The organism is Streptosporangium sp. G11 (genome assembly GCF_051192615.1).
In the GTDB taxonomy this organism is placed as follows: domain Bacteria; phylum Actinomycetota; class Actinomycetes; order Streptosporangiales; family Streptosporangiaceae; genus Streptosporangium.
In genome coordinates this window covers 23,344-46,899 of sequence record NZ_JBPJUQ010000058.1, presented here as the reverse complement: position 1 = coordinate 46,899, position 23,556 = coordinate 23,344, and the positions used below count along the sequence as shown (strand labels likewise).

The 23,556-nt window shown below is 69.7% G+C and carries 15 protein-coding genes; 7 read left to right on the top strand and 8 right to left on the bottom strand.

What is annotated here, in order from left to right; genetic code table 11:
• Positions 1–130 precede the first annotated feature (130 nt).
• Positions 131–3,031 carry a SpoIIE family protein phosphatase gene (locus tag ACSDR0_RS37015; RefSeq protein WP_435293610.1) on the bottom strand — a complete coding sequence of 967 codons (2,901 nt, stop codon included), beginning with the start codon at positions 3,029–3,031 and terminating at the stop codon, positions 131–133.
• Between the two features lie 1,209 nt (positions 3,032–4,240).
• Here ACSDR0_RS37015 and ACSDR0_RS37010 point away from each other — a divergent pair.
• Positions 4,241–4,573: a hypothetical protein gene (locus ACSDR0_RS37010; protein ID WP_435293609.1), complete on the top strand. Its 333-nt coding sequence runs from the start codon at positions 4,241–4,243 to the stop codon at positions 4,571–4,573.
• Between the two features lie 291 nt (positions 4,574–4,864).
• Here the strand turns inward: ACSDR0_RS37010 and ACSDR0_RS37005 are convergent, their stop codons facing one another.
• The 4 genes from ACSDR0_RS37005 to ACSDR0_RS36990 form a co-directional block, all read right to left on the bottom strand.
• Positions 4,865–6,787 (bottom strand): hypothetical protein, encoded by a 1,923-nt coding sequence (locus tag ACSDR0_RS37005; protein ID WP_435293608.1) that lies wholly within the window; start codon positions 6,785–6,787, stop codon positions 4,865–4,867.
• A 341-nt stretch (positions 6,788–7,128) separates the two neighbouring features.
• Positions 7,129–8,820 carry a DUF7824 domain-containing protein gene (locus ACSDR0_RS37000; RefSeq protein ID WP_435293607.1) on the bottom strand — a complete coding sequence of 564 codons (1,692 nt, stop codon included), beginning with the start codon at positions 8,818–8,820 and terminating at the stop codon, positions 7,129–7,131.
• Positions 8,821–8,843: 23 nt separating this feature from the next.
• Positions 8,844–9,734, bottom strand: coding sequence for a hypothetical protein (locus tag ACSDR0_RS36995; RefSeq protein WP_435293606.1), 891 nt, complete (start codon positions 9,732–9,734; stop codon positions 8,844–8,846).
• Entirely contained in the window at positions 9,731–10,225 is a 495-nt protein-coding gene (locus ACSDR0_RS36990) for an SWIM zinc finger family protein (protein WP_435293605.1), read from the bottom strand. Before ACSDR0_RS36990 ends, ACSDR0_RS36995 begins: the two co-directional genes overlap by 4 nt.
• Before the next feature lie 422 nt (positions 10,226–10,647).
• On the opposite strand from ACSDR0_RS36990, the gene ACSDR0_RS36985 reads away from it, so the two are divergent.
• The 6 genes from ACSDR0_RS36985 (at position 10,648) to ACSDR0_RS36960 (ending at position 20,535) form a co-directional block, all read left to right on the top strand.
• Positions 10,648–11,706, top strand: coding sequence for an RDD family protein (locus tag ACSDR0_RS36985; protein ID WP_435293604.1), 1,059 nt, complete (start codon positions 10,648–10,650; stop codon positions 11,704–11,706).
• Between the two features lie 617 nt (positions 11,707–12,323).
• Entirely contained in the window at positions 12,324–13,652 is a 1,329-nt protein-coding gene (locus ACSDR0_RS36980) for a sensor histidine kinase (protein ID WP_435293603.1), read from the top strand.
• Between the two features lie 295 nt (positions 13,653–13,947).
• Complete coding sequence (locus ACSDR0_RS36975; protein ID WP_435293602.1) at positions 13,948–14,397, top strand: lamin tail domain-containing protein; 450 nt, start codon at positions 13,948–13,950, stop codon at positions 14,395–14,397.
• An 857-nt stretch (positions 14,398–15,254) separates the two neighbouring features.
• Complete coding sequence (locus ACSDR0_RS36970; protein WP_435293601.1) at positions 15,255–15,821, top strand: hypothetical protein; 567 nt, start codon at positions 15,255–15,257, stop codon at positions 15,819–15,821.
• 625 nt (positions 15,822–16,446) lie between these two features.
• Positions 16,447–18,492, top strand: a complete 2,046-nt coding sequence (locus tag ACSDR0_RS36965; protein WP_435293600.1) for a glycosyl hydrolase family 28-related protein — start codon at positions 16,447–16,449, stop codon at positions 18,490–18,492.
• A gap of 387 nt (positions 18,493–18,879) precedes the next feature.
• The gene (locus ACSDR0_RS36960; RefSeq protein ID WP_435293599.1) at positions 18,880–20,535 is read left to right on the top strand and encodes an FAD-dependent monooxygenase; all 1,656 of its coding nucleotides are present in this window, start codon (positions 18,880–18,882) and stop codon (positions 20,533–20,535) included.
• A gap of 167 nt (positions 20,536–20,702) precedes the next feature.
• Here the strand turns inward: ACSDR0_RS36960 and ACSDR0_RS36955 are convergent, their stop codons facing one another.
• From ACSDR0_RS36955 to ACSDR0_RS36945, 3 genes are all read right to left on the bottom strand, one after another.
• Positions 20,703–21,464: an ABC transporter permease gene (locus ACSDR0_RS36955; protein ID WP_435293598.1), complete on the bottom strand. Its 762-nt coding sequence runs from the start codon at positions 21,462–21,464 to the stop codon at positions 20,703–20,705.
• 214 nt (positions 21,465–21,678) lie between these two features.
• The gene (locus ACSDR0_RS36950; RefSeq protein WP_435293597.1) at positions 21,679–22,695 is read right to left on the bottom strand and encodes an ATP-binding cassette domain-containing protein; all 1,017 of its coding nucleotides are present in this window, start codon (positions 22,693–22,695) and stop codon (positions 21,679–21,681) included.
• A gap of 304 nt (positions 22,696–22,999) precedes the next feature.
• A complete protein-coding gene (locus ACSDR0_RS36945; protein ID WP_435293596.1) occupies positions 23,000–23,455 on the bottom strand; it encodes a DoxX family protein in 456 nt (151 codons plus the stop codon).
• Between the last annotated feature and the right edge of the window lie 101 nt (positions 23,456–23,556).

The following is a 23,556-nucleotide window of genomic DNA, read 5'->3' as shown; positions in this document are numbered from 1 at the left end:
GCACGTTCGTCGCCACTCGCCGCGATCGAAGAATCCGACCTGTCCAGGTGGAGCATCCGGATGAGCGGTCACACAGCCCCGGCCCTCCCGGTCCCCACGCCACTCGATGATCCGCTCTTACGTTGAGGGACTACCCGAGCGTGGTCATCGATCCCACGGCCGACATCGTGGAAGCGGAGGTGGGAGCCCCTGCGGGCAGCGGCTGCTCGGTCCAGATGCATTTACCCTCGGCGGTGTAGCGCGTGCCCCAGCGCTGCGACAGTGCCGCGACCAGCTGGAGTCCGCGTCCCCCCTCGTCGGTCTCGGACGCGCGGCGGATGCGGGGAGTGGTGAGGCTTCTGTCGTAGACCTCGCAGATGAGCGATCGGCTCCGCAGCAGGCGGAACACGATCGGCCCCTTCGCGTGGCGGACCACGTTCCCGATCAGCTCGCTGGCCAGGAGTTCGGTGGTCATCGCCAGGTCGTCCAGGCCCCAGGTCGCCAGCTGCTCGCGGACGTGCTGCCGTGCCACGCCGGCGGCTCTGGGGTCCTCGGGCAGGCACCACGAGCTCATGTCGCGGCGGTCGAACGATTTGACGCGCGTGATGAGCAGGGCGGCGTCGTCGGCGGTCTGCAGGTCGGCAGGGAGCAGGGCGCCGGTGACGGAGTCGCACAAGAGCTCCAACTCCGCGTCACAGGCGTAGCAGGTGATCCGCTTCCAGGAGGTTGTGAGGCTCGTGGCGAGCTGGGCCATGCCGCTGTCCAGGTCACAGGTGGGGGACTCGACCAGGCCATCGGTGTACAGCACGAGGAGGGCATCGTCGGGCAGTCGTACGTCGAGGGTCTCGAAGGGGGGTTCGGCGGCGCCGAGCGGTGGGTTGGTCGGGATGTCCGGGAAGAAGGTGGTGCCGTCCGGGTGGACGATGGCGGGGGACGGGTGCCCGGCGCCGGCGAGGGTGCAGATGCGGGTGCTGGGGTCGTAGAGGGCGTACAGGCAGGTGGCGTACGAGTCGTCCCCCAGGCCGCTGACGAGGTCGTTGAGGATGTAGAGGATTTCCTCGGGCGGAAGTTCGATGGCGGCGAGGGTGTGCACGGCGGTGCGCAGGCGTCCCATGGTCACGGCCTCGGGCACGCCGTGGCCCATCACGTCGCCGATGACGAGCGCCACCCTGTCGGAGGAGAGCGGGATGATGTCGTACCAGTCGCCGCCGACCTCCATCTCCTTGCCGGCGGGCATGTAGCGGGCAGCGGCGGTGACGGCGGGCAGCGAGGGAAGCTCGTGGGGAAGCAGCTCACGCTGCAGTTCCTGGGCGTGAGCATGCTCCGCCTCGTACAGCCTGGCACGTTCCAGGGCATGGGCCATCAGGCTGCCGACCGCGTTGAGCAGGGTGGCCTCTTCTTCGGTGAAACGGCGCGGCTGGCTGAAGCCCAGGACGCAGCACCCGACCCGGTGGTCGGGGGCGAGCAGGGGAAGGAAGGCCCATGCCCGCTTCCCGCTCACGGCGAGGAGTTCGGCCATGTCCGGGAACACGCGGAGGTACTCCTCCGGCGAGCAGATGAAGACCGGGGCACGGCTTTCGAGCGCCTCGACGATGGGAGGGATGGTCGCCGGGTCTTTCGACTGCACCGAGTCGATGCACGCCTGGGAGTATCCCACCGAGCCGATGGATCGAAGGCGATTGTTCTCGATCCTGTAGACGATCAGACCGGTCGCGATGAACAGCGACGACAGTCGGGCGGCGGTGACGTTCATGACGTCGCGCAGGGTCAGTGCGGAGGCGAGCGCGCTGGTCAGCTCGCCGATGCGGGCGGCGCGTTCCGCCGCCGCACGCGCGGCGGCGGCCTGCTCGGCCTCCCGTGCCCGCTTCTCGGTGACATCGCTGATGAACATCGTCATGCCCTCGGGCACCGGAACCAGCCGCACGTGGTAACAGCGATCGTTGGCGGGCCACCGGACGTCGAATTCGGCCGACAACCCCTCGTCGGTGGCCTGCCGGCAGCGGCTCTCCAGATCGGGTGTCGTGACCGTGGGCAACTCCCACAGGACGCGCCCGAGCGACTTCTGCCCGGAGCCGATGAGCCGTTCGGCTTCCAGGTTGAGGAAGGTGATCTTTCCGTCGTCGTTCATGGCGATGAAGCCGTCGCTCATGTGCCAGAGGGCCCGGCCAACACGGTCGAGGGCGAAACGGGCTTCCGTGGTGTCCCACAACGTGCCGATCATGTAGGCCGGCTCGCCGCTCTCGTCGAGCAGTAACCGGCTCCGCACCTGCACCCAGCGGATCTTCCCGTCGGCGTGGCAGATGCGGTGCTCGGCGCTGAACATGCTCTTGGAGCGGATGGCCTCGTCCAGCGCGGCCAGCACCCATGGCAGGTCCTCGGGGTGGATCATCCCGGTCCAGGTCTCGATCTGCCCGTCGAAGGTGTCCGGGTGGACGCCGAAGATCGCGCAGAGCGCGTCGCTCCAGGTGAGGTCGCCCGTGCGGATGTCCCAGTCCCACGTGCCGACCATGACCGTATTGAGCGCCTGCTGGAGTTGGGCGCCCGAGAGCGTGGGGCTCACACCGCGGGCGGCGGCGGACGGTGGCTGGGAGGCCCCGCGCAGGCGGTTCGCCGCCCAGCGGGCTGCCATCTGGAGGAATACCTGTTGGTCCGATGAAGGCTCGCCGGGGGCGGTGGTCAGGACGGAGAGCGTGCCGAGCGGGCCGTCAGGGCCGGGCAGCGGGACGGCCGCCATTCCGGCGACGCTGGGACAGGTCCGGAACCGTGGCTCGGAGCCGGGCGCCGGGTACGCGGCCGACTCCGGAGAGGACAGAGAGGACCACGCGAAAGCGCCGCCGCGGGCCGCGCGGGCGGGTGCGCCGGGCTCGTCCCGCTTGATGTCCTCCCACGCCTGGGTGAAGGTCCGGGGCAGGCCGGTGGTGACCACCAGGCGGAGTGCGCGGTCGCCGGAGGGGTCGGCCAGGTGTGCCATACCGCCCAGCCCGCCGAGTTCGGTGACCGCATGGTGGAGCGCGACCCGCAGCGCCTCGGTCGCCGTCAGGCCGTCATCCATGGTTTCAAGCGCTCGCAGCCGTTCAGCTGCCGAACGCTTCGAGAGTCCCCGTATGTCCAGGGTGTGTTTGTCCACATACATGTTTGACGATCGCCCCGGTGGGCTGGCAGGAGATCTCGCGGACCCGGAACGTATTAATCATATGTGGATATATGTCGCATTTGTGGCAAATTTTGGCCAGTGAACTGCCGGAAGGCCGCACGTCGTTGTGCCTGGAGTCCGGCTTCGGCGAGATCAGGACGTCGCTGAAACTCCACCGGAAGATCGACGGGAGCGTGCCACCACTTGGCGTGGGGCTCGGCGCCGGCGTGGGTGTGGGTGGAGCGGCGTCGAGGGCGTTCAGGGGCGAGGTACGGGTGGGTTTCTTGTCGCCGCCGCCATCGAACAGTAGTGCGCCGGCGCCGAGCCGTGTGACCCCCTCGCCGTCTCCGTTCTTCCGCCGGCAGGTACTCGCCGAAAAGTGCGCGTCCGTGGTGTCGGTTCATCGAGCGGCATCCCGCCGATCTGTCCTCGGCCGGCGACGCAGGAGCCGGGCACTCCTGCCTCTTTTTCGATGTGGCGGAGCCACCGCTCCGCCACATCGCGGCAGGACCCCTCGCCACGACCGGTGCGCGTCCACGTCCCGATCTGGAGCTGGGGGCGTCACTGTTTCAGCGGTGTTGCCGTGTGCAGTAGCGGACGACAAGGCCCGCGGCGGCGAGGAGCAGGAGGACCAGCGCGATGTCCAAGGGGTTCACCATGTCCGCCCCCTGCCCCGCCGCGACGCCGGTAGGCGCGCCAGATCCCGTTCCCTGTTCCAGGCGGGTTCCGTGTCGCCTTGCTGCGGCCGGTAACCCGTGAGGCCGGTGGGGCGACGGTTGGTCGTCGGTAGAGGTGGCGATCCCGCCGGTCACGTGGGCTCGGCATCGCGTTTGGATCCTCGGCCGACCGCGTGCGGCCGAGCGTGAGGGCGCCCCTGTCCGAGGACGAAAGCTCTCCTCCTGAGAGCGAGGGCACCCCTCCTGGGAACGAGCCGAGCCGGGAGCGCCGCTCGTGGCCGGTTGTTCGGTGACACGTCTCAGCTCAGGTGATTTATCGTGATTTGCAACAATTGACCCGTTTTCAATGCTTTTGATGGCTAATGCCGGATATTTCTTCTCCGCTGAGAAAGTGGCGGCCTCGTCGCTCCGGCTCTCGCCGGTATGGCGGACCGCACGACCAGCAAAGGAGATGACTGCCATGTCCACCACCATTCGCCAGGCGATCGCGGTCACCGCCGCCGGTATCGCGATGATCGGCACGATGCACGTGGCCGACGCGGCCTCGGCCGCCACAGCCTCCACGAAGATGGCGGTGACCGATGCCTCGTACCGCGCGGCAACGGCGAGCAAGCTCCAGACCAAGCCATGCGACAAAATCCAGGACTGCCGGAGAGGTTACAGCGACGGATACAGCACCGGGAGCACCTGCGGAAAGAGCAGGAGCGGCGTCAGCCGCGGTTTCGGGCAATACCAGCGAGGATTCGACAAGGGATTCGAGCGTGCCCGCGACAAGTTCTGCTGACCGCGAGGACAGGTAGCGGCTAAAAGCGAATGTAGGAACACGAAGGTAGAAACGCGAAGGGCAAAAGCCCGTCAGGGCTTCACAAGTGTCCTACCTGGGACACGTCGAGTTCCACCAAGACGGAACCGGCTCCCGCCCGCGACTCCCGGACACAACGGCGCCCCCGCCCGGCGGACGGGTTGATCGGGTCGCCCCCGGCCGGTGGTGAAGAGCGCGTCATCATCGTTGCCGCCCCCCGGACGTGCTCGGCCGTCATCGTCGGTGCCGGACCTCCGGACGTGCTCGGGCGCCTCAGGGCCGAGCCTCGGTCAGCAGGTCGAGCAGCCGGCCCCTGATCAGCCTGGCGGAGGAGCGGGCGGCGCTCACCTGCTCCGGAGGGGCGTGCGATGCCGCCCCGGACAGGATCTCGTTCAGGTGGCGCACCAGCCCTTCGACCTCGTCCGGATTCCTCGGGTGCGGTGGACGTCTCCTGCGCAACGCCGTCCGCAGGGACTCGATGCCCGCCGCGAGATCACCGCTCATGCCGTCTTCGAACCTGGTGTCGCGCAACGCGTCGACGAGATCCCTCCAGGCCGCCGCCACCGAACCGTCTTCGGCCTCGCGTCGCCGTAATCCGGTGAGCTTCTCCAGGCTCGCGACCAGGAACTCCGCCTGGTTCCTGAGCAGTCCCCTGGCCAGTAGCTCGATCGTGTCCGTGGCGACACGCACGTCGGCCGTGTCGAGGAGGCCGAGTCTGCGGTCCGGATACAGGCACAGCTCCCTGATCTCGCCGTGGGCGACTCGGGTGACGCCGGACGTCTGGTACTGGGTGTCGAGTTCGGCCGTGCGCACGTACCGGTCACTCACCAGGATGACCGCCGAGCCCGGCGTGCCGCCCCGAATCCGGCACGGCGCGAGGCAGACGAACCGCTCCCGCTCGTCCAGCAGCTCCAGTGCCGTGCCCACGAGCCCGTTCTTGTTGCCCATGGTGCGCTGCATGAACGGCATCTGCTTGGTGAGCTGGGCGTCTATCTCGGCCCGCGAACGCGGCACCCCCAGCTCGGGACGACTGGTTCCCGGCCGGCCGGACATCGGGGCCTGAGGTTCGCCGAGGTCCCTGGCGAGCCTGCGGTACTCGCGCGTCCCGTACACGGCGAGGTCGAAGAACCACCGCCGGACGTCGTCCGGCAGGCGAGCGCGCCCGGTGAAGATCAGGGCACAGCCGATCAGGGACAGCAGCGCCTGAAGCCTCCAGTGCTCGCCGAAACCGGTGCCGTCGGCCCAGCGCTGCGCCGTGTCGTGGAACGCCTCGCCGGCCTCCTTCGCGCCCGCCACGGAGGCCGCCTGGGACTTACCCGGGGTGACCACCGCGACCATGAGGGCGTGCCGAGCCGAGGAGCCGACCGCGAGATCCCCCAGCCACTCGCGGGCCAGGCTCAGCAACAGGTGAGCGGGATCGCGGGCCAGCGGCGCGTCGTCGGCGAAATCGCCGAAGTCGATGAGCCTGAACCCTCGCGGATCGTCGCCGCGCAGCAGCACGTTGCGTACGTTGAGGTCGCCGTGCGCGCGTCCACGCTGGACGAGCAGGGAGATCGACTCGTCACCGCTCGCCAGCGCCAGCGGGTTGAGTCCCTGCCCGCCGTCACCGTCGGGCACCCACCTCACCGTCGCGGCCGTCCCGTTTGCGGCCGCCCACCTGGACAGCGCGCTGCCGGGACGCAACCGGTCGCCGAGCAGCGAACGCAGGTACGCTCCAGCGGTCATGCGCAGAGGTCGATGGGCGAGCGCCGGATTCCACCCGCCGAGCACCGACTCGGTCACCACCGCGCAGGCACCCGTCAGGCCGCCGCGATGGAGCAGGTCCAGCAGCGGCCGTACGGTGGACCGGTCGCCGCCGGCGATCTCCATCTGGATCATCCACCAGCCGTCCAGCGGGACGGCCTCGCCGATCAGCTCCACCAGGTGCGCGGCGCGGAACTCCGCCGGCGAGTGGTCCAGCGCCCGGCGCGTCCGCCGCGCCGCCTCGGGGCCGTCCCTCATGAACTTGAGCACCGCCTGCCGGCTGGTGACGTGCGGCTCGAACTGCGCGACAAGGGCGACCGGGGCCTCGCTCATCCCGCCCTCCAGCCACCTCACCAGCGTGGTGTCGTAACCGGTGGAAAGGTGCCACCGGTCGTAGGCGTCGAGCAATTCGGGAGGCAGCGTCTCCCAGCCCTCGCCCAATCTCTGGCCCACGTCGCCCGTCCTACTCCAGGAAGAACAAGTTCACGGAAGCAATGATCCCGAGCACCCCGATGACGATGCCGTGAAACTCCCACGGCCTGTCCGCGACGATATCGCGCGGCGCGCCCCTCGGCCCCGCGGAAAGGCGGCCGGGCTCGATGGCGGCGCCCCAAGTCCTCGCGGCAGGCGATCGTGAGGTTCGCGCGGTCCGCCCATGTTCAGGCTCACTCCGTCGACGCGGGCTCCCTCTTTCGAGAGCGACGGATTTCGAGAGCGGCGCGTTTCGAGAGTGATGTGTTTTAAGAGCGGCGCGCCGTCCCAAGAACGACGCGCCGCCGAGCCGGACGACCTCGTCAGGAGGGAAGGAGGCGGGTGAGGCGGAGTGCCTCGCGGACCATCCGGCTCGATCCGCCGCGTGCGGCGATCGCGGCCAGGCCGGGGATCCGCGTGGTGTCGCCGGGTGGGGCGGTCTTGACGCCGAGCGCGATGAGGTCGGCCAGGCCGTTGGGCGGTCGCTCACCGTCGGCGGGCAGTATGCGGGGAAGAGCGGCCGCGACGGTCCGCCACACCTGTGCGCCCGCGCCCGCCCGTTCCGCCTCGGCCAGTGACGGGGTGACGCGGCTCAGCGTCACCATGCCGTTTTTGACCAGCTGGCCGAGCTGGTCTCCCACATCGGTGGCGGGCAGGTCGCCGGCCGCGGCGAGGGCGAGGAGCAGATCCAGGGCAGCCGCCCTCCCGGCGGGGTCCTCGTTGTTCAGATGGGAGACCAGCATGGTCGCGAAGGCGGGGCCGAGGGGACCGTCCGCCCGGGCGAGGTCGTGAAGGATCGGCGGTCCGGGGCTGCGCTCGGGCCAGTCCCAGTCGAAGAACGGCAGCAGGTAGGCCGCGACGACCTCGCGATGAGAGGGCATGATTCCGGCCCACCAGTTCAGGTATCCGCCGCGGTTGAGGGTGAAGGCCCTGGGATCGCGGCACAGCAGATCGATCAGGTCGAGCTCGACCGGTGAGGCCGCGACGAACGAGTACGCGCGCGAGTTGTAGTAGTACGACGGTGGTGGCCCGTCGTCGAACCAGCGGTGGGAGTCGCCCTCGTAGCCGTATCGGACCGTCACGACGGGGTCGGCCAGTCCGCCTCCGGACAGCCATCGCGCCACGATCCGCCCGGCGGGGCTGGTGAGCCGGGCGGCCTTCGCGGCCACACCGGCGTCGACCCGCCGAGGGATCCGCAACAGCGCCTGCTGCAGATCGGCGTCCGGCGGGTCCATGTCCACGGCTTCCAGCCGTTCGAGACGGGCGAGGAGCTCGGTGGGGTCGACATGGCCGTCGGCGCTCGTCGGGGTGGCCAGCAGCACCGGTGGCAGGTTGTCCGCCCGCGCCGCGGCGAGGATCTCGGCCATCCGGGACAGGATCAGCAGGTGCGGCATCGAGGTCCGGTGCGGGTCCGGAAACCGGGATACGGGCGACGGCGCCGGTGGAGAGGCGACGGCCTGCATGGCCGTCCACAGCCACGCCACCGGGTCGTCGTCCTCGTCCCATGTCCATGTGCGGGCCGGCACCTGGGCCAGGGCCGCCCGTACGGCCGCGCGGTCGCGGTAGGTGAGCTCGACCAGCGCCGCCATCAGCCGCTCGCTGCCCAGCCAGTCGAGGTGGGTGAAGGGCGCGTGCGCGAGCTGGACGAACTCCGCGCCGAGTTCGGCCGCCGTGGTGATGGGCGGCGGGAACTCGACCGGGGGCAGTGCGGGGGCGATCAGGAGGGCCGGCCTCGCGTCCTCGCCCGACCCCGCGCCGTCGGCCGGCTTCTCGTCCTCGCCCGGCTTCTCCGAGATGCCGAGGCGTTCGCGCAGATCGGCGGGCAGGGCGGCGGCCGCGTCGCGAAGCGGTGCCCGGTCCAGGTGCGCGGCGTGTTTGACGGCCAGCCGTACGGCGCGTTCCTGCACGTCGGAGGCCTCGTGGGCGAAGGCGGCCACCAGGGCTCCGGCCGCCGCCTCGGCGTACTCGGGTGCCAGACGTACGGACTGGTCGAGCCAGGAGAGGCCGGCGCGCACGAGCTTCTTCTCCGGCCGGTACATCAGCGCCCGACGGCCTCGGCGAAGTCGCCGGGGGGTACGGCGGGCAGCTCGCGCAGGTGGCCCAGGGCCAGTTCGGCGACCGTGCCGGGCGCGGTCGGCAGCAGCCGCAGGTAGTCGCGGGCCCGGGGCGCCACCTCGGCGGGGGTGGGTTGGAGAGCCTGGTGCAGGCGGACGAAGAAGCGCAGCTCCAGCGCGGTGCCGCCGCGCAGGAACCGGCTGACGCACCCGTCCAGCAGCATGGCGCGGTCGACCCGGCCGCCGGCGGTCAACGTGCGAAGCCCGCCGAGCCAGGTGGTGCCGGAGGTGGGGTCGCCCTCCCACTGCAGGGCCTCGCCGACCCCCTGGGCGTGGAAGATCCGCGGCAGGAGCGTGTCCAGCAGCGGGTCGGCGGCCAGCACGTCGGCCACCTGCCGGTCGCCGAGCGCCGCCGACACCCAGCCCACGACGAAACCGTCGTCGGCCGGCGGTTCGATGCCGGTCCGGCGGATCAGGGACATGGTCAGCTCGTAGCTCGGGTCGCGCCCGCGGAGCCTTCCCGCCAGTTGGGTCGCCAGCTCGGCCTGCCAGGCGTGCGGGCGGGTGCCGACGAGATCGAGCAGCCGCCGGGTGTCGTCGACCGGCTCGTCGGCGCCGACCAGCCCGCGGCGGGTGAGCCAGGACGCGACGGAGGACGCGGTGGCGATCGTGCCGGCGCCCGCCGCGCGCAACGCCTCGGCCCGGTCTCCGGCGCAGCGCCAGGGGTCGAGATAGAGCCGGATGTGCTTGAGATGTTCGGGTAACTGCTTGGCGACCTCACGCCTGGCGGCGTCGTCCAGGGTCACGACCAGCGCCGCGACGCCGTCGGCGTCGCACTTGTCGATCAGGTCGCGCACGTTGTCCCACGCGGTCACGTCTGAGTTCCCTTCATGATCTGTACGGCGAGCACGTGCTTGCACGGCCCTCGTCGTCCTTGATGTCTGGCCCACCACGGGCAGGTGCAGGCGGTGTCGCGTACTTCGCGGACCTGGTCGCCGGAGGTCACCAGGGCCCGGCCGGGGCCGTCGAGCCGTACCGCCCCGCCGTCGGCCAGCTCACGGGCGGCCCTGGCACGCGGGTTCATCGCGGCGACCCTGTCGCGGTCGTAGGGCAGCTCGCGGTGGAAGTATCCGGCCTCGGCGGTGTCGTAGCCCACCCGGCCGGCCGCACCGAGCTGGGTCAGCGCGGCCCGCACCCGGGTCGCGTCGAGGCCGGAGCGCTCGGTCAGCAGGCCGCTGAAGAATCGGGGGTGGTTCAGCGTGCCGCGTGCCGTACGCCCGCCGGAGGTGGACAGGGCCAGTCGCCCGGCGGCGAGCGTGGAGGGTCCGGCGTACGCGTACGCGTACGCCTGCACCGCGTTGGTCATGATCGGGACCGTAGCCATAATCACTGACACTTTTATGCTTATGGCCTGTTTCGCGCCGTGGCGCATTGTCGATCGTTGGATCTTGGAGCCACTCCACACGATGGCAAAGGCCGTTTCCGCCATCCGGACAGTACGGCCGGGTGGTTTTCGGCGTGATGAGAACTGATTCGTTTCCGGTGACGATAACGGTGAACGCCGAGCCCGGTACGCCCCGCGAGAGCGAGCCCGATGGGCCGGCTTACCTGTCCGGGCTTCTTGTGGATTCGTCCGCGGAGGCGTTCCGGCGGTTCGCCGAGCATCACATCGGGGCGCGTGGGCCCGATGTGCGAAACCCCGGCATTTCCTCCTCGAATCCATCGCACATCCGTCCCTGCCGTTTCACCGGAGCATCGGTAAGGTGTCGCTTCCGAGATGGAAGGATCATGGTGCCGCGTTTCTCCCGGTTCTCCCGGTTGTCGCGGTCAGCGCTGTCGGCGTGGGTGGCGGCCGCGGTCGTCGCCGTCCTGCCGACATGGGAGCTGTGGCGCGAGCGACGCGAAATCGAGGAGTTCGCCCGGACTCATGAATGGTCCGACCAGGTCTACGGGGTCGTGTGCCAGTTCGGCAGCGGATCGACGCTGTCGCCGTTCGCCCCGCTGCGTCGTGATCTCGAAGCGGTCATGGAGATCACGATGGAATGGGCGGTTCCGGCTCTCGTGGTCCTCCTCGGCCTCCTCGCGTGTCTCCTCCGCGGGCGTCCCGCGACCGTGAGCCGGCGGGTGGCGGGACTCCTCGTCCCGAACGCGGCCGCCGGACCTCTCGCCTCGCTGCACGGCCATCGGGGAATCTGCGGTGGGACGATCCCGCTGTTCGGCGCCGACTGGTTCGCGGGGGTGGCCGACGCCTGGGGGATCACCCAGCTGTGTCTCCTGGCGGCCGCGGCGCTGGTGCTCGTCGCATCCCGGCCTGGGACGCGGCCTGTCACGGTGGAAGAACCGGCCGCGTCCCAGGCCGGGATGGTGTGGCGCCGGCCGGCGGCGGCCCTGGTCGACTACTTGATCGTCGTTGGAGTCCTCAGCGCTGTTGTGGGGGCGGCCTGGTCCTTGATCGGTATCAGCTTCAAGCTTCACATGGGAGCCGGACTCCTGGAGCGGGCCGACGCGTACGTGTTCCGGAGCGGCGTGAGGCCCGGAGAATCGGCCATCCTGGCCGGGCTGTTCCTCTATGTCTGGGTGCAGCACGCCCTGTGGGGACGGACGTTGGGCAAGCGGTTGCTGGGCGTGCGCGTCGTCGCCGCGCGGACGGGCGCGCGACCGGGCGCGGGCAAGGCGGCTCTTCGCGCGCTGGCCTTCCCCCTCCTCGCCTTCGTTCCCGGCGTCGGGCTGCCGTGCCTTCTCGCGGGCGGGCTGTGGACGCTCTTCGATCCGGAGGGCCGTGTCCTCCATGATCGCTGGTTGGGCGCCGCGGTGGTGCGTGACCGGGTGAAGGAAGTTCGGTCCTAGGAGCAGCCGGGGGGAGGACGCTCGGTCTCAGGCGCGGCCGGGTGAAGAACACTGAATCTCAGGTGTGACCGGGTGAAGAACGCTCGGTCTCAAGCGTGACCGGCCACCGACCCGCGTGATCCTGCCAACGCGGAGGCCCCGGCCGCGCCCCAGGCACCGTCCCGTGTGACGGTGCCTGGGCGTGTCAATGAGCACGGTTTTCTCGGCGGAGGGCGGAGGGCGGCGTCAAATGACGGCAGTGTTTTCGCAATATGCACGTCATGTCTCCGGTTTCGGGACAGATGACGATTATGTGAAATTAGACTCCGGTTTACAGGGCGACCTATCCGCCCTTAATGCGATGAACTTGCAGAAAGCGCGCTGGATGATCGCCGGCTTCGTACCTCGTACCAGCCTTGTGATCACTCATGGCGGGCGCGAGAGGCGATCGGCGCCTCGGTGACCTCCGGTCGGTGGCCGCCTGGGCGGCCCCTCGGTGCGCTCACGCATCCGAAGCCGACATCCACCCCCCTCCGCAGAGTTGCGTAACTCATATGGTCGACTGACCAGGGGGAACTGGGAGGATGAGCGCGAGACGGGGAATCTCACTCACAAACCGCATCACTCTGTTCACCGGCGTGGTGGCGGTTCTGCTGTGCTCGCTGGCGACCGCGGTGCTCATGCTCGCCATGAACCGCTTCGTCACCAAATCTCTCATCGAGGAGATCACCGCGGCCGGTAGCCGAGTGGCCGCGCAAATGGAACGGGGCAGACTGGACTACCCCCTGGCTCAGCGCTGGTCCCGCAAAGTCCAGATCGTCGACCCGCAGGGCCGGGTCGTCGCCTCGACCCCGCAACTGAGCGGTAAGCCGCGCATGTCGACGCTTCTCCCCGAGGGCACGAAACCCGCCACCGCCGTTGTGTGCGATGGGGTCCTTCCCGCCGGCGAATGCGACATCGTCGTCGCGCAGTGGGCCCAGCGGGGGAGTGACAAATGGATCGTCTACAGTTCCTCTCCCGCGATCCCTCCGCTGATCGATCCGCGGCTGGACGCGGTGGCGGGCGGGGGAATGATGGTGCTCGCCCTGGTCATCACCTACCTCGGCCGCCGGGTCGTCATCACCTCCCTCGGGCCGGTGGCGGCCATCCGAGCCGAACTCGACGAGATCAACGCCAGCTCTCTCAATCGCCGGGTGCCCGTATCACTCGGCGATGACGAGATCCGCGACCTGGCCGACAGCATCAACCGCACGCTGGCCTGCCTGGAGGCCTCCATGGAACGTCAGCGGCAGTTCACCGCCGACGCCTCCCACGAACTACGCACCCCCATCGCCGGGCTCCGTGTCCAGTTGGAGGAGGCGCAGCTGCACCCCGGCGAGACCGACCTGAACGAACTGCTCACCCACTCGCTGGCCGACCTCGACCGGCTGCAGGCGATCATCACCGACCTGCTCCTGCTGGCCAAGCTTGAGGGCAGCGCGGCCAAGAGCCGGGAAAGGGTCAATCTGGCGACGGTGGTACGGGCGGAGGTCTCGCGGCGGGCGGACCCGCAGAAGATGCGGCTCATGCTCGCTCCGGAGGTGCCCATCGACGCCGTACTCGGCCAGATCGACCGCCTCGTCACGAACCTGCTGGACAACGCCGAGCGGCACGCCAGGCGAACGGTGGTCGTCGAGGTGCGGCCGGACGGCGACAGCGCCGAACTCACCATCGACGACGACGGGGAGGGCATCGCCGAAGCCGACCGGGAACGGATCTTCGAACGCTTCACCCGGCTGGACGCGGCCCGCAGCCGCGACCGCGGAGGCACGGGCCTCGGTCTGGCCATCGCCCGTGGCATCGCTCAAGCCCACCACGGGACGATCGAGGTCAAGACCTCGGCCGCCGGCGGCGCACGCTTCGTCCTCCGTCTCCCCCTTGCCACCTCGAACAACAACGGTCACGAGCCGCCCCACGGCTTCTCGTAGCCGGGCCGCCCGAGCCGGGTCCGCCGAGCATGGACAGGCGGGGGAGGGGAGAGACGACGGTCGTCGTGGGGGCGAGCGTTCAGGCGGGGCACAGAGGGGCGACGGTCGTCATGGGGGCGAGCGTTCAGGCGGGGCGGAGAGGGGCGGCGGTCGTCGTGGGAGGTGGGCGTCCGGGCAGGCCGGGCGGGGGCCGTGATCGGGAGCCCCAACAGAACGTGGTTCACCGGTCAACCGAACGTCACCGGTGGTCGTCCCACAGATGACCTAATTACCTCATATTTCGGAGGATGCCCCGGTGCGTCTCCCCCTCGCTGTCGCCGCCGTCGCCCTCATCATGCTGCTTCCCGCGGTTCCCGCCCAGGCCGCGGCGGCCCCGGCGATCCTCATCACGAAGGTGTACTACGACTCGCCCGGCTCCGACCTGCGTGGCAACGCCAGCCTGAACGGCGAGTACGTGACCATCAAGAACACCACCCGCAAGGCGATCGACCTGGCCGGATGGAGTCTGCGCGATAAGACCGGCTACCAGTACACCTTCGGCGACGACCAGCTGCTCGACCCCGGAAAGAAGCTCACCGTCCGCACCGGGCAGGGCCGCTCGGGCACCAGCACCGTCTACTGGGGCAGGCGGGCGTATGTGTGGAACAACGACGCCGACGTCGCCTCCATCCGCAACCGGTCGGCCAAACTCGTCGACTCCTGCTCCTACGACAGCACCCGGGCCGACTACAAGAACTGCGAGTGAGCGCTCGAAGGCGCGCCCGGGGGGCGGGGCGGATTCAGGGCCGCGAATCCTCCTGACGGGCCCGGGTGGTTCGCGAGAAAAGGCCTTGGCGCAGGAATCGTGTCGTGGAAGTGCCCGGGTGACCGGTCCGGACTTTTTTTGAGGTGTCTCCCGGACGGTCGAGACCAAAGTTTCGGCCATCCGGGAGAAACATTGTGAAACAGGCGGAGATCTGGGAAGGTCCCGCTGGAGTGCGGGCCTGTTCTCGGCTCAAGGACGATATCGAGAGGCTGAAAGACGATACCGGGGGACTGGAGGACGTCGGGCCGATTCCGCGTTCCCCTCCGGCGCACGCTCATCCCGACCTGCTCGAAAGCCGCGGGCGCTCCGGTCAGGCCGCGCCCTTGAATGTCCCGGACCGTTTTGGGATCATGGCCGTTCGGGCTTCCTGGCATGGCGAAACGCGTGCTTCGCGAGCTCGACGTGGTGAGACGAGGAAGCCGTCGACCGAGGGCCGGTAATCGGAAATGCCAGAATTCGAAGCGGGAGAATCCGGCCAATCCCGTGGAGGTGATTTACCCGAGCCCGCTGACCGAGTGGCTCAGGACGAGACCGTGCCGCGAAATCCCCGTTCCCCTGATCCCGCCGGGTCGCCCCCTCACCGCCCGGACGGCCGAGACGGTCCTGACGATACGGGCGCGTCCGTCCCGACGCCCGGTCCAGGTGACACCCCTTCGGAAACCGGCCCCCAAGAGCCCGCGATCGGCGGCGACCGTTCGCCGCACGGGCCCGGCGGAGGTGGGCGGCGTACGTCGTGGCAGTCGTTCTGGGGCCGGAACACGGCAGAGCGGGCAGGCGTCGTCGCCGCTGTCACCGGGGTGCTGGCGCTTTTCGTGGCCGTGCTGGCATGGTTGTTCCCCCCGGAGGGGGGCGGCCCGATTTCGACCGCGACGCCTTCGCCGATCGTCACCGTCGCTCCCGACACCCCGACCGGGAGTGCTCCGACCGGCGGTGTCCCGAGCGCCGATGTCCCCGAGAGCTATGTCGGCGTGTGGCAGGGTGAAATAGAGATGAATTCCATACTCGTCATGGGGCTTCCGGTAAAGGGAATCGACAGGCTGACGATACGGGAAACGCCGCCGGGCCAGGTGGCGGATACAAAGGCCGTTCACTGGACCGACTCCACCGGCCGGAAGGTGGGTTGCTCGCGTACGTGGAAGCTCTCCGCGGTCAACAATGATCATATCGCCTTGGAGTCGGTCGGTTTCACACCGGAGAATCCAACGGAGAATTCAGGTCTGGAAGCATGCATTCCTGGCCTTTATATGAACGTCCGGGCCGTCGACCACGACACGATCGAGATCAGCGCGACCCTTTCCAAGCCGTATTCGGCGCTGCCGGAAGGTGTGCAGGTATTCAGCGGGACCATGCGGCGGCAAAGCTGACGGTCACGCGCCTTCCCCGGGCCGCACGCCTTCCCCGGGCCGCACGCCTTCCCCGGGCCGCACGGCTTACCCGGGCCGCACGCCTTCCCCGGGCCGCACGGCGTCACGGACCCCGCGAAGGGCTCGGTGACGCCGTCCCCCCGCAGAAGTGGGAGCTCTCCCCGGCGCAGGGGCCCGTCCGCATGCCTGGTCTGGGTGGCGGGCGCCGCTCGCCTCGGTGAGTCGTGGCCGCCGGCACGCTCGGGTCGCCGGCACGCTCGGGTCGCCGGCACGCTCGGGCCGCCGCCCGCGGTGACGACGCGTCCGGCTCCCGCCTGGCCCGATTCGGGACGGAGTCAAGTTCCACGATCTTCAGCGGCCTTGCGAGGCGTGCTTCACCTCGTATCGTGGCAGGTCGTGCGTTGCGGAACATCGCAATGACTCATGACAGGCGTTGCAAGAACCTAAGAGGTATCCGAAGCTATAGAGCAAGATTACGAAACTATTTCGCAGGAGCCTTGTGGAACGAGGCATCGGAGTCCTACTGTCACCTCACCCTCGTGGCGTTCGCTCCGCCCCGAGCGTCTTCAGGTGTTCACCCCCCGAGAGAAACGAGCATCCGATGTCACGGAGCATCACAGGAGCTGTGGCGAGATGGGCCGGCAGGCCACCGCGAAGGGCGTCGGCGGCGGTCGCGGCGGTGATCGCGGCCTCCGTCGGTCTCGGCGTCGTGCCCGGCGCCCCGGCACTCGCCGGCGTCGGCACGGGCGGAGCCCCGGCTCCCGTGGTGACGCGCGCCGCCCTCGACCCGTCGCTCGTCGCGGGGCGGGGCGCCGGTGTCGCCTTCGCCGAGCAGGAGGCGGAGAACGCCACGACGAACGGCACGGCCATCGGCCCGGACCGCGCCGCGTACACGCTGGCGGGGGAGGCGTCCGGCCGCAAGGCGGTCAGGCTGACGCCGGGACAGCACGTCGAGTTCACGCTGCCGAAGACGGCCAACGCCATCACCGTGCGCTACAGCATTCCCGACGCTCCCAACGGCGGCGGCATCACCGCGCCGCTGAACGTCACGGTGAACGGCGGGGGCAAGAGGGTCATGACCCTCACGTCGCAGTACGCGTGGCTGTACAACCAGTATCCGTTCACGAACGACCCGAACGCAGACCTGCTGCACCCCGACTGGTGGATCACCGAGTGCGCCTGCGTGCCCAACGCCACGACGCCCGCCCCGACGATCACGAAGCCGTTCCGCCCGACCCACTTCTACGACGAGCAGCGCCTCCTGCTCGGCAAGACGTACCGCGCGGGTGACAAGGTGCGGCTCACGGTCCCGGCCGGGAGCAACGCGGAGTGGACCGTCATCGACCTGCTCGACTCGGAGCTCGTCGGCGCACCGCACGTCAGGCTCCTCGCGGCGAACGTGCTGGCGTTCGGCGCCGACCCGCTCGGCCGGCGCGACTCCGCCGACGCGATCGACAAGGCGATCGCCTTCGCGAAGCGCAAGCACCTCAAGGTCTACATCCCGCCGGGCGTCTACCAGGTGAACCGCCACATCATCGTCGACAACGTGACGATCGAGGGCGCCGGCAACTGGTACACGGTCATCAAGGGCAAGGAGGTCACCCTTCCCGCCCCGGCCCCCGACGGCTCGGTGCACACCGGCGTCGGCTTCTACGGCAAGGACGCGACGGACGGCGGCAGCAAGAACGTGCACCTGTCCGGCTTCGCGATCGAGGGCGACGTCCGCGAGCGCATCGACACCGACCAGGTGAACGGCATCGGCGGGGCGCTGAGCGACTCGACCGTCGACGGCCTCTACATCCACCGCACCAAGGTGGGCATGTGGTTCGACGGGCCGATGAAGAACCTGAAGATCACGAACAACATCATCGTCGACCAGATCGCCGACGCCCTCAACTTCCACGGCGGTGTCACGGACTCGGTCGTGTCGAACAACTTCACCCGCAACACCGGTGACGACGGCCTCGCCCTGTGGTCCGAGAAGATCGCCAACGCTCGCAACACGTTCGACCGCAACACCGTGCAGACGCCGACCCTGGCGAACGGCATCGCCGTCTACGGCGGCACCGACAACATCGTCTCGAACAACCTCGTCGCCGACCCGATCCGCGAGGGCAGTGGCATCCACATCGGCTCCCGCTTCGGCGCCGAGGCGTTCGCCGGGCAGCTGTCGATCAAGGACAACACCACGGTCCGGGCCGGCACGTTCGAGCTGAACTGGAGGGTCGGCCTGGGGGCCATCTGGCTCTACGCGCTCGACAAGAACATCGATGCTGACATCCAGGTGGTCGGGAATCACTTCCTCGACAACACCTACAACGCGATCATGCTGGTCAGCGACTGGGGCGTGAAGGACCTGTACTCGATCACGAACGTCCACTTCAAGGACATCAGGGTCGACGGCACGGGCACCTCGGTGGTCAGCGCCCGCGTGAAGGGTTCCGCGTCCTTCGAGAACGTGGACGCCCGCAATGTCGGCGCGGTCGGCGTCAACAACTGCGGCTCGTTCAACTTCCCGCCCACCGGCTCGGAGTTCTCGCTGACGGACCTCGGCGGCAACGACGGGGGCGGCACCACCGGAGCCTGGCTCGCCCCGTGGGTGCTGCCGAACACCATCACCTGCGACGACCGCCCGCCGGTGGTCGCGCCGCCGGCGCCGTCCCCGTGGTGATCCTTCGTCACGGCGCGCTCCGAACGCGTTGATCCTCCGACACGGCGCGCTCCGGACATGTTGATCCTCTGCCACGGCATGTTCCGGACACGTTGATCCGGCCGGCCACCCGGGAGATCCCGGGTGGCCGGCCGTTCTCGTGCCCGGCCGCGGCGCGCGTCTCCACGACGGGCCGCCGGGCACGCCGGCGCCTCCCGCCCGTACGACGATCCGGAACTTGATTCTCCCCGAACCGGCTTGCGATATATCTCATTTGGCGGCAAGCTCGTACATAACGCGATACATCGCGTTAGGTGCGAGCCTTGACGGCACCTCCGCACCGACGCACCGACGCACGCGGAGGTCCCCCATGACGCCTCCGCACCGACGAACGTGGTGGAGGCCTCCATGCGGGAAACACACTCTGACGCCCATGCGGGAACGGACGGCGGGGCACGGCGCGAGGAGCGCGTGCCGGTGCTGATCGTCGGCGCGGGGTATGCCGGGCTCGCCGCCGCCGCGCTCCTGGCGTGGCGCGGCGTGCCGGTGACGCTGGTCGAGCGGCACGCGAGCACGTCCGTGCAGCCCAAGGCGTTCGGGGTCAACTGGCGGGCGCTGGAGCTGCTGCGCCCCGTCCCCGGGATCGAGGAGTCGCTCGGCGAGATCTGGGAGGGCATCGGCGACGGGATGCGCATCGCCATCGCCGCCAGCCTGAGCGACCCGGAACCGAACATGATCGTCGACGGCCGCCAGGACGACTTCGGCTTCATGGCCGAGATCACCCCGGCCCCCAGCGTGGGCGCGCCCCAGTCGCGGGTGGAGGGGCTGCTGCGGGACAAGGCGGAGGGACTCGGCGCCGACCTGCGCTTCTCCACCGAACTGGTCTCCCTGGAACAGGACGCCGACGGCGTGACCGCGCTGATCGTCGATCGCGTGACCGGCGAGGAGACGAGCGTGCGCGCCGACTACCTGGTCGCCGCCGACGGCTACCGCAGCCCCGTACGCGACCGCCTGGGCATCCCCACCACGGGCAAGGGAGATCTGGGCCACGCCTGCGTGATCATGTTCGACGCCGACCTCGGCGATCTGGTGCGCGACCGCGAGGTCACCCTCTGGTACCTGCGGAACGAGACCTTCACCGGCGCGATCGTCACCGGAACCGGTGTGGACTCACATGTGCTGAGCGTGAACTACGACCTCGACGCGGGGGAGAGCGAAGCCGACTTCACCGAGGAGCGCTGCCGCCACCTCGTACGGGTCGCGACCGGCCTGCCCGCACTCGACGTGCGCCTGCTCGACCGGACGAGCTACGGCATGGCCCACATCCTCGCCGGCCGCTACCGGCAGGGCCGGGTGTTCCTCGCCGGGGACGCGGCGCACACGATGCCGCCGACCGGAGGTCAGGGCGGCAGCGCGGCCCTCCAGGACGGCTGCGACATCGCCTGGCGTCTCTGGCTGGTGATCTCCGGGCAGGCCGGTGAGGACTTCCTGGACACCTACGACGCCGAGCGGCGCCCGATCGGCGAGCTGACGGCCGACGCCCAGCTCGCCAACCTCGGGGTGCGGATGCCTCCGGCGATGCGCGTCGGCTACCCGGAACCGCTCGACGACCCCATCGCCGCCATCATCGGCTACCGCTACCACTCGGCCGCGATCCTGGCCGAGGCCGGCGACGACGGCTCGCTCCTGGAGGACCCCCGCGACCCGACCGGCCGTCCCGGCAGCCGCGCCCCGCACGTCGTACTGCGCCGGGACGACAGGCCGGTCTCCACTGTCGACCTGTTCGGGCCCGGTTTTGTCCTGCTCGCCGGACCGGACGGGGAGGCCTGGACGCGGGCCGCCCAGGTGGCGGCGGACTGGCTGGGCGTGCGGGTCACGTCGTACAGGATCGGCGGGGAGCTGGAGGATCCCGCCGGGGCGTGGGGGAGGCGGTACGGGGTGAGCGGCAGTGGCGCGGTGCTCGTGCGCCCCGACGGTTACATCGCCTGGCGGGCGCCGGAAGCCGTCGCCGACCCCGAGGACGCGCTCGACCGCGTGTTCACCGCCGTGCTCGCCCGCTCGTGAGAGGAGCCGCGCGCCCGACGCGGGACCGGCCGCGAACGTGACCGCTCGCGAACGGGACTCCCCGCGGACCTGGCTGTCCGCGAACGGGGCTGCGTGCGGACGTGACTTGTCCGCGGGGCTGCGTGCGAGCGGGACGCGCTCGCCTGTGACCGGTGGCGGCCGGAGCGTCAGATGCCGCGGCGCATCGCCCTGGTGCCCATCGCCAGGCCCACCGCGGCGACGGCGCAGGCGCAGAGCGTCCCGTACAGCACTGACATGTCCGCGAACCGGCCGGAGAACAGCGCCCGCTCCGCCTCGACGATGTAGGAGACCGGATTCAGCGCGGCGACGGCCTGGAGCCACCCCGGGCCGGAGTCCACCGGTAGCAGCACGCCCGACAGCAGCATCAGCGGGAACATCACCAGCTGGGTGACCCCGTAGAACAGCTCACCGCCCGGCCTGGACGCGATCGCGAGGACGAAGGAGAGCGCGCCCAGGCCGACCCCGAACACGGTCAGCACCGCCAGACCGGCCAGCACGCCCGCGAGGTGCGGGCGGAAGCCCAGCGGCACCGCGAGGACGATGATCAGCACGGCCTGGGCCAGCAGGATGGCGAACTCCTTCATCGTCCGGCCGATCAGCATCGCCGTGCGGTTCAGCGGGGTGACCAGCATGCGCTCCATCGAACCGCCGATCAGCTCCACCAGCAGGGAGTATCCGGCCATCATCGGCCCGGACAGGCACATCATGATCAGAATGCCGGGCACGAACCACTGCCACGGCGAGCCCTGGCCCTCGGGGCCTCCCGTTCCTCCGAGCAGCGGGCCGAACAGGAACAGGAAGAGCAGCGGCTGGCCCATGGTGAAGAGGAGGCCGAGGGGTTCGCGCAGCACGGGGGCGAACTCGCGGGAGAAGACGGTTCCGGTGTCGCGGAAAAACTGCACGCTCACGGTGTGACCTTTCTTGCCGGTGGGGATCGGGGCGATACGAGGTGGTCAAACCGGTGGGGGCCGGGGCGATGCGGGGCGGTCGGACCGACGGGGAAGCGGGGGATACGCGGGGCGGACCGACGGGAGATCGGGGCGATGCGGGACGGTCAACCAGTGGGGACCAGGAGACAGGGGCGAACCTGTAGGGGACCGGGGGACCGGGGATACGGGACGGTCAAACGCCGCTCATGTCGTTCAAGGGCTCGCCTGCCGCGCCTACCTCGCGGACCTCGCCGGCCTCGTCGCTCTCGCGCAGGCTGCGGCCGGTCAGCGCGAGGAACACGTCGTCCAGCGTGGGACGGGCGGTCTCGGCGGTGCCGACCTTCACACCGGACGACTCCAGCGACCGGAGATACTCCGGCAGCGCCGCGCCCGCGTGGGGCACCCGCAGCCGCACCGTCGTCCCGTCGACGGTGACCGCGCCGGGACCGGCGATCCGCTCGGCGATCTCGGCGGCCCTCGTCGCCGCGGACCCGTCGTGGACGGTGATCGTGATGCGGTCGCCGGCCAGGTCGCTCTTCAGCCCCTCGGCCGTTCCGTCGGCGATGATCCGGCCGTGGTCGATGATCACCACCCGCTCGGCCATGCTGTCGGCCTCCTCCAGGTAGTGGGTGGTCAGGAAGAGGGTCGTGCCGTGCAGCTCGCGCAGCCGCAGGATGTGCTCCCAGATGTTGGCGCGGCTCTGCGGATCGAGGCCGGTCGAGGGCTCGTCCAGGAACAGCAGCTCGGGCCGGTGGATGAGTCCCAACGCGATGTCGAGGCGGCGGCGCTGGCCACCCGACAGGGTGCCGGGCCTGCGGGTGGCCAGCGACTCCAGGTCCAGCAGGCCGAGGATCTCGTCGGCCCGCCGGTGCGCCTCGGGCCTGCGGAGGCCGTAGCAGCGCGCCTGGGTCACCAGCTCGTCGCGGACGCGGAAGTTCTCGCCCGAGCCGTTCTTCTGGCCGACGTACCCGATGCGGGCGCGGACCCCCGCCGGGTCCGACACGACGTCGCGGCCCGCGACGGTCGCGGTTCCCGACGTCGGCGGGAGCAGGGAGGTCAACATGCGCAGGCTGGTCGACTTTCCGGCACCGTTGGGACCGAGGAAGGCCACCAGCTGGCCGGCCTCCACATCGATGTCGAGTCCGCGTACGGCGTCGACGCTTCCCCTCTTCACCTTGAATCGCCGGGTCAGCCCTCGGGCATGGATCATCGTCCCCTCCTCGGGGTGGGTGTGGGCGGTTGGTGGCATGCCGAAGAAACCCCTGGTCGGGGGCTCGGTTGGAGATGATTCATCTTTGACCACGTAATCCGGGTTTGGCAAACGTGAAACATGCGTTCATGTTTTGCCTGACCTGCGGAAACGTGCTCTCGCGCGCCCTGTCGTACGGTCTCGCCGACCGACGTTCCGAGACGGTCCGCACGCGCTGACGTGGGCTTTTCTTGGATATCGCCGAAGAGATGGAAAAAGTGCGGATTTTCCGCCGCGAGCTCGCCGGACCCCGGGTGGCCGGAGGTCAGTTCCCTCCGGAACGCACCGGGACATCGAGGTGGCCGGGTTCCCCTGAGCCGTCGCGATGGCGCTGGACCAGGCCGTCGAGCGCCCACGGGCCCGCGCCCAGTACGGCGATGAGCAGGAACGACCAGCAGAACATCGCCGACGGCTCACCGCCGTTGCGCAGCGGCAGGAGGTCCTGGGGCAGGTGCACCACGAAGAACGCGTACGCCATCGAGCCGGACGCGAGGATCGCGGCGGGACGGGTGAGGAGTCCGGCGAGCACGAGAGCGCCGCAGAACACCTGGATGAGCGCGGCCCACCAGCCGGGCCAGACCCCGAAATCGACGGCCTGGCCGGTGGCGGGGTTACCGCCGAAGACGCCGAACATCGACGCCGCGCCGTGGCAGAGGAAAAGGAAGCCCGTCACCATGCGGAAGAGCGAGAGCACCGGCCCGGCGAATCGGTCGATTTTCATGGAATCCCCCTGTTTGCGTGACGCGAGGCCAGGCCCCACCTCAGCCTCGCACCGCTGCATTCCGTGAACGCGCCCGCGCGCGCCTCCTGGCGATCCCCTGT

What these genes read in the sequence shown, in the direction of transcription:
- ACSDR0_RS36950 (WP_435293597.1), bottom strand. Translation starts at nt 22,695, where the DNA reads ATGATCCATGCCCGAGGGCTGACCCGGCGATTCAAGGTGAAGAGGGGA.
- ACSDR0_RS36985 (WP_435293604.1), top strand. Translation starts at nt 10,648, where the DNA reads ATGGTGCCGCGTTTCTCCCGGTTCTCCCGGTTGTCGCGGTCAGCGCTG.
- ACSDR0_RS36990 (WP_435293605.1), bottom strand. Translation starts at nt 10,225, where the DNA reads ATGACCAACGCGGTGCAGGCGTACGCGTACGCGTACGCCGGACCCTCC.
- ACSDR0_RS37010 (WP_435293609.1), top strand. Translation starts at nt 4,241, where the DNA reads ATGACTGCCATGTCCACCACCATTCGCCAGGCGATCGCGGTCACCGCC.
- ACSDR0_RS36945 (WP_435293596.1), bottom strand. Translation starts at nt 23,455, where the DNA reads ATGAAAATCGACCGATTCGCCGGGCCGGTGCTCTCGCTCTTCCGCATG.
- ACSDR0_RS37015 (WP_435293610.1), bottom strand. Translation starts at nt 3,031, where the DNA reads ATGGATGACGGCCTGACGGCGACCGAGGCGCTGCGGGTCGCGCTCCAC.
- ACSDR0_RS36960 (WP_435293599.1), top strand. Translation starts at nt 18,880, where the DNA reads ATGCGGGAAACACACTCTGACGCCCATGCGGGAACGGACGGCGGGGCA.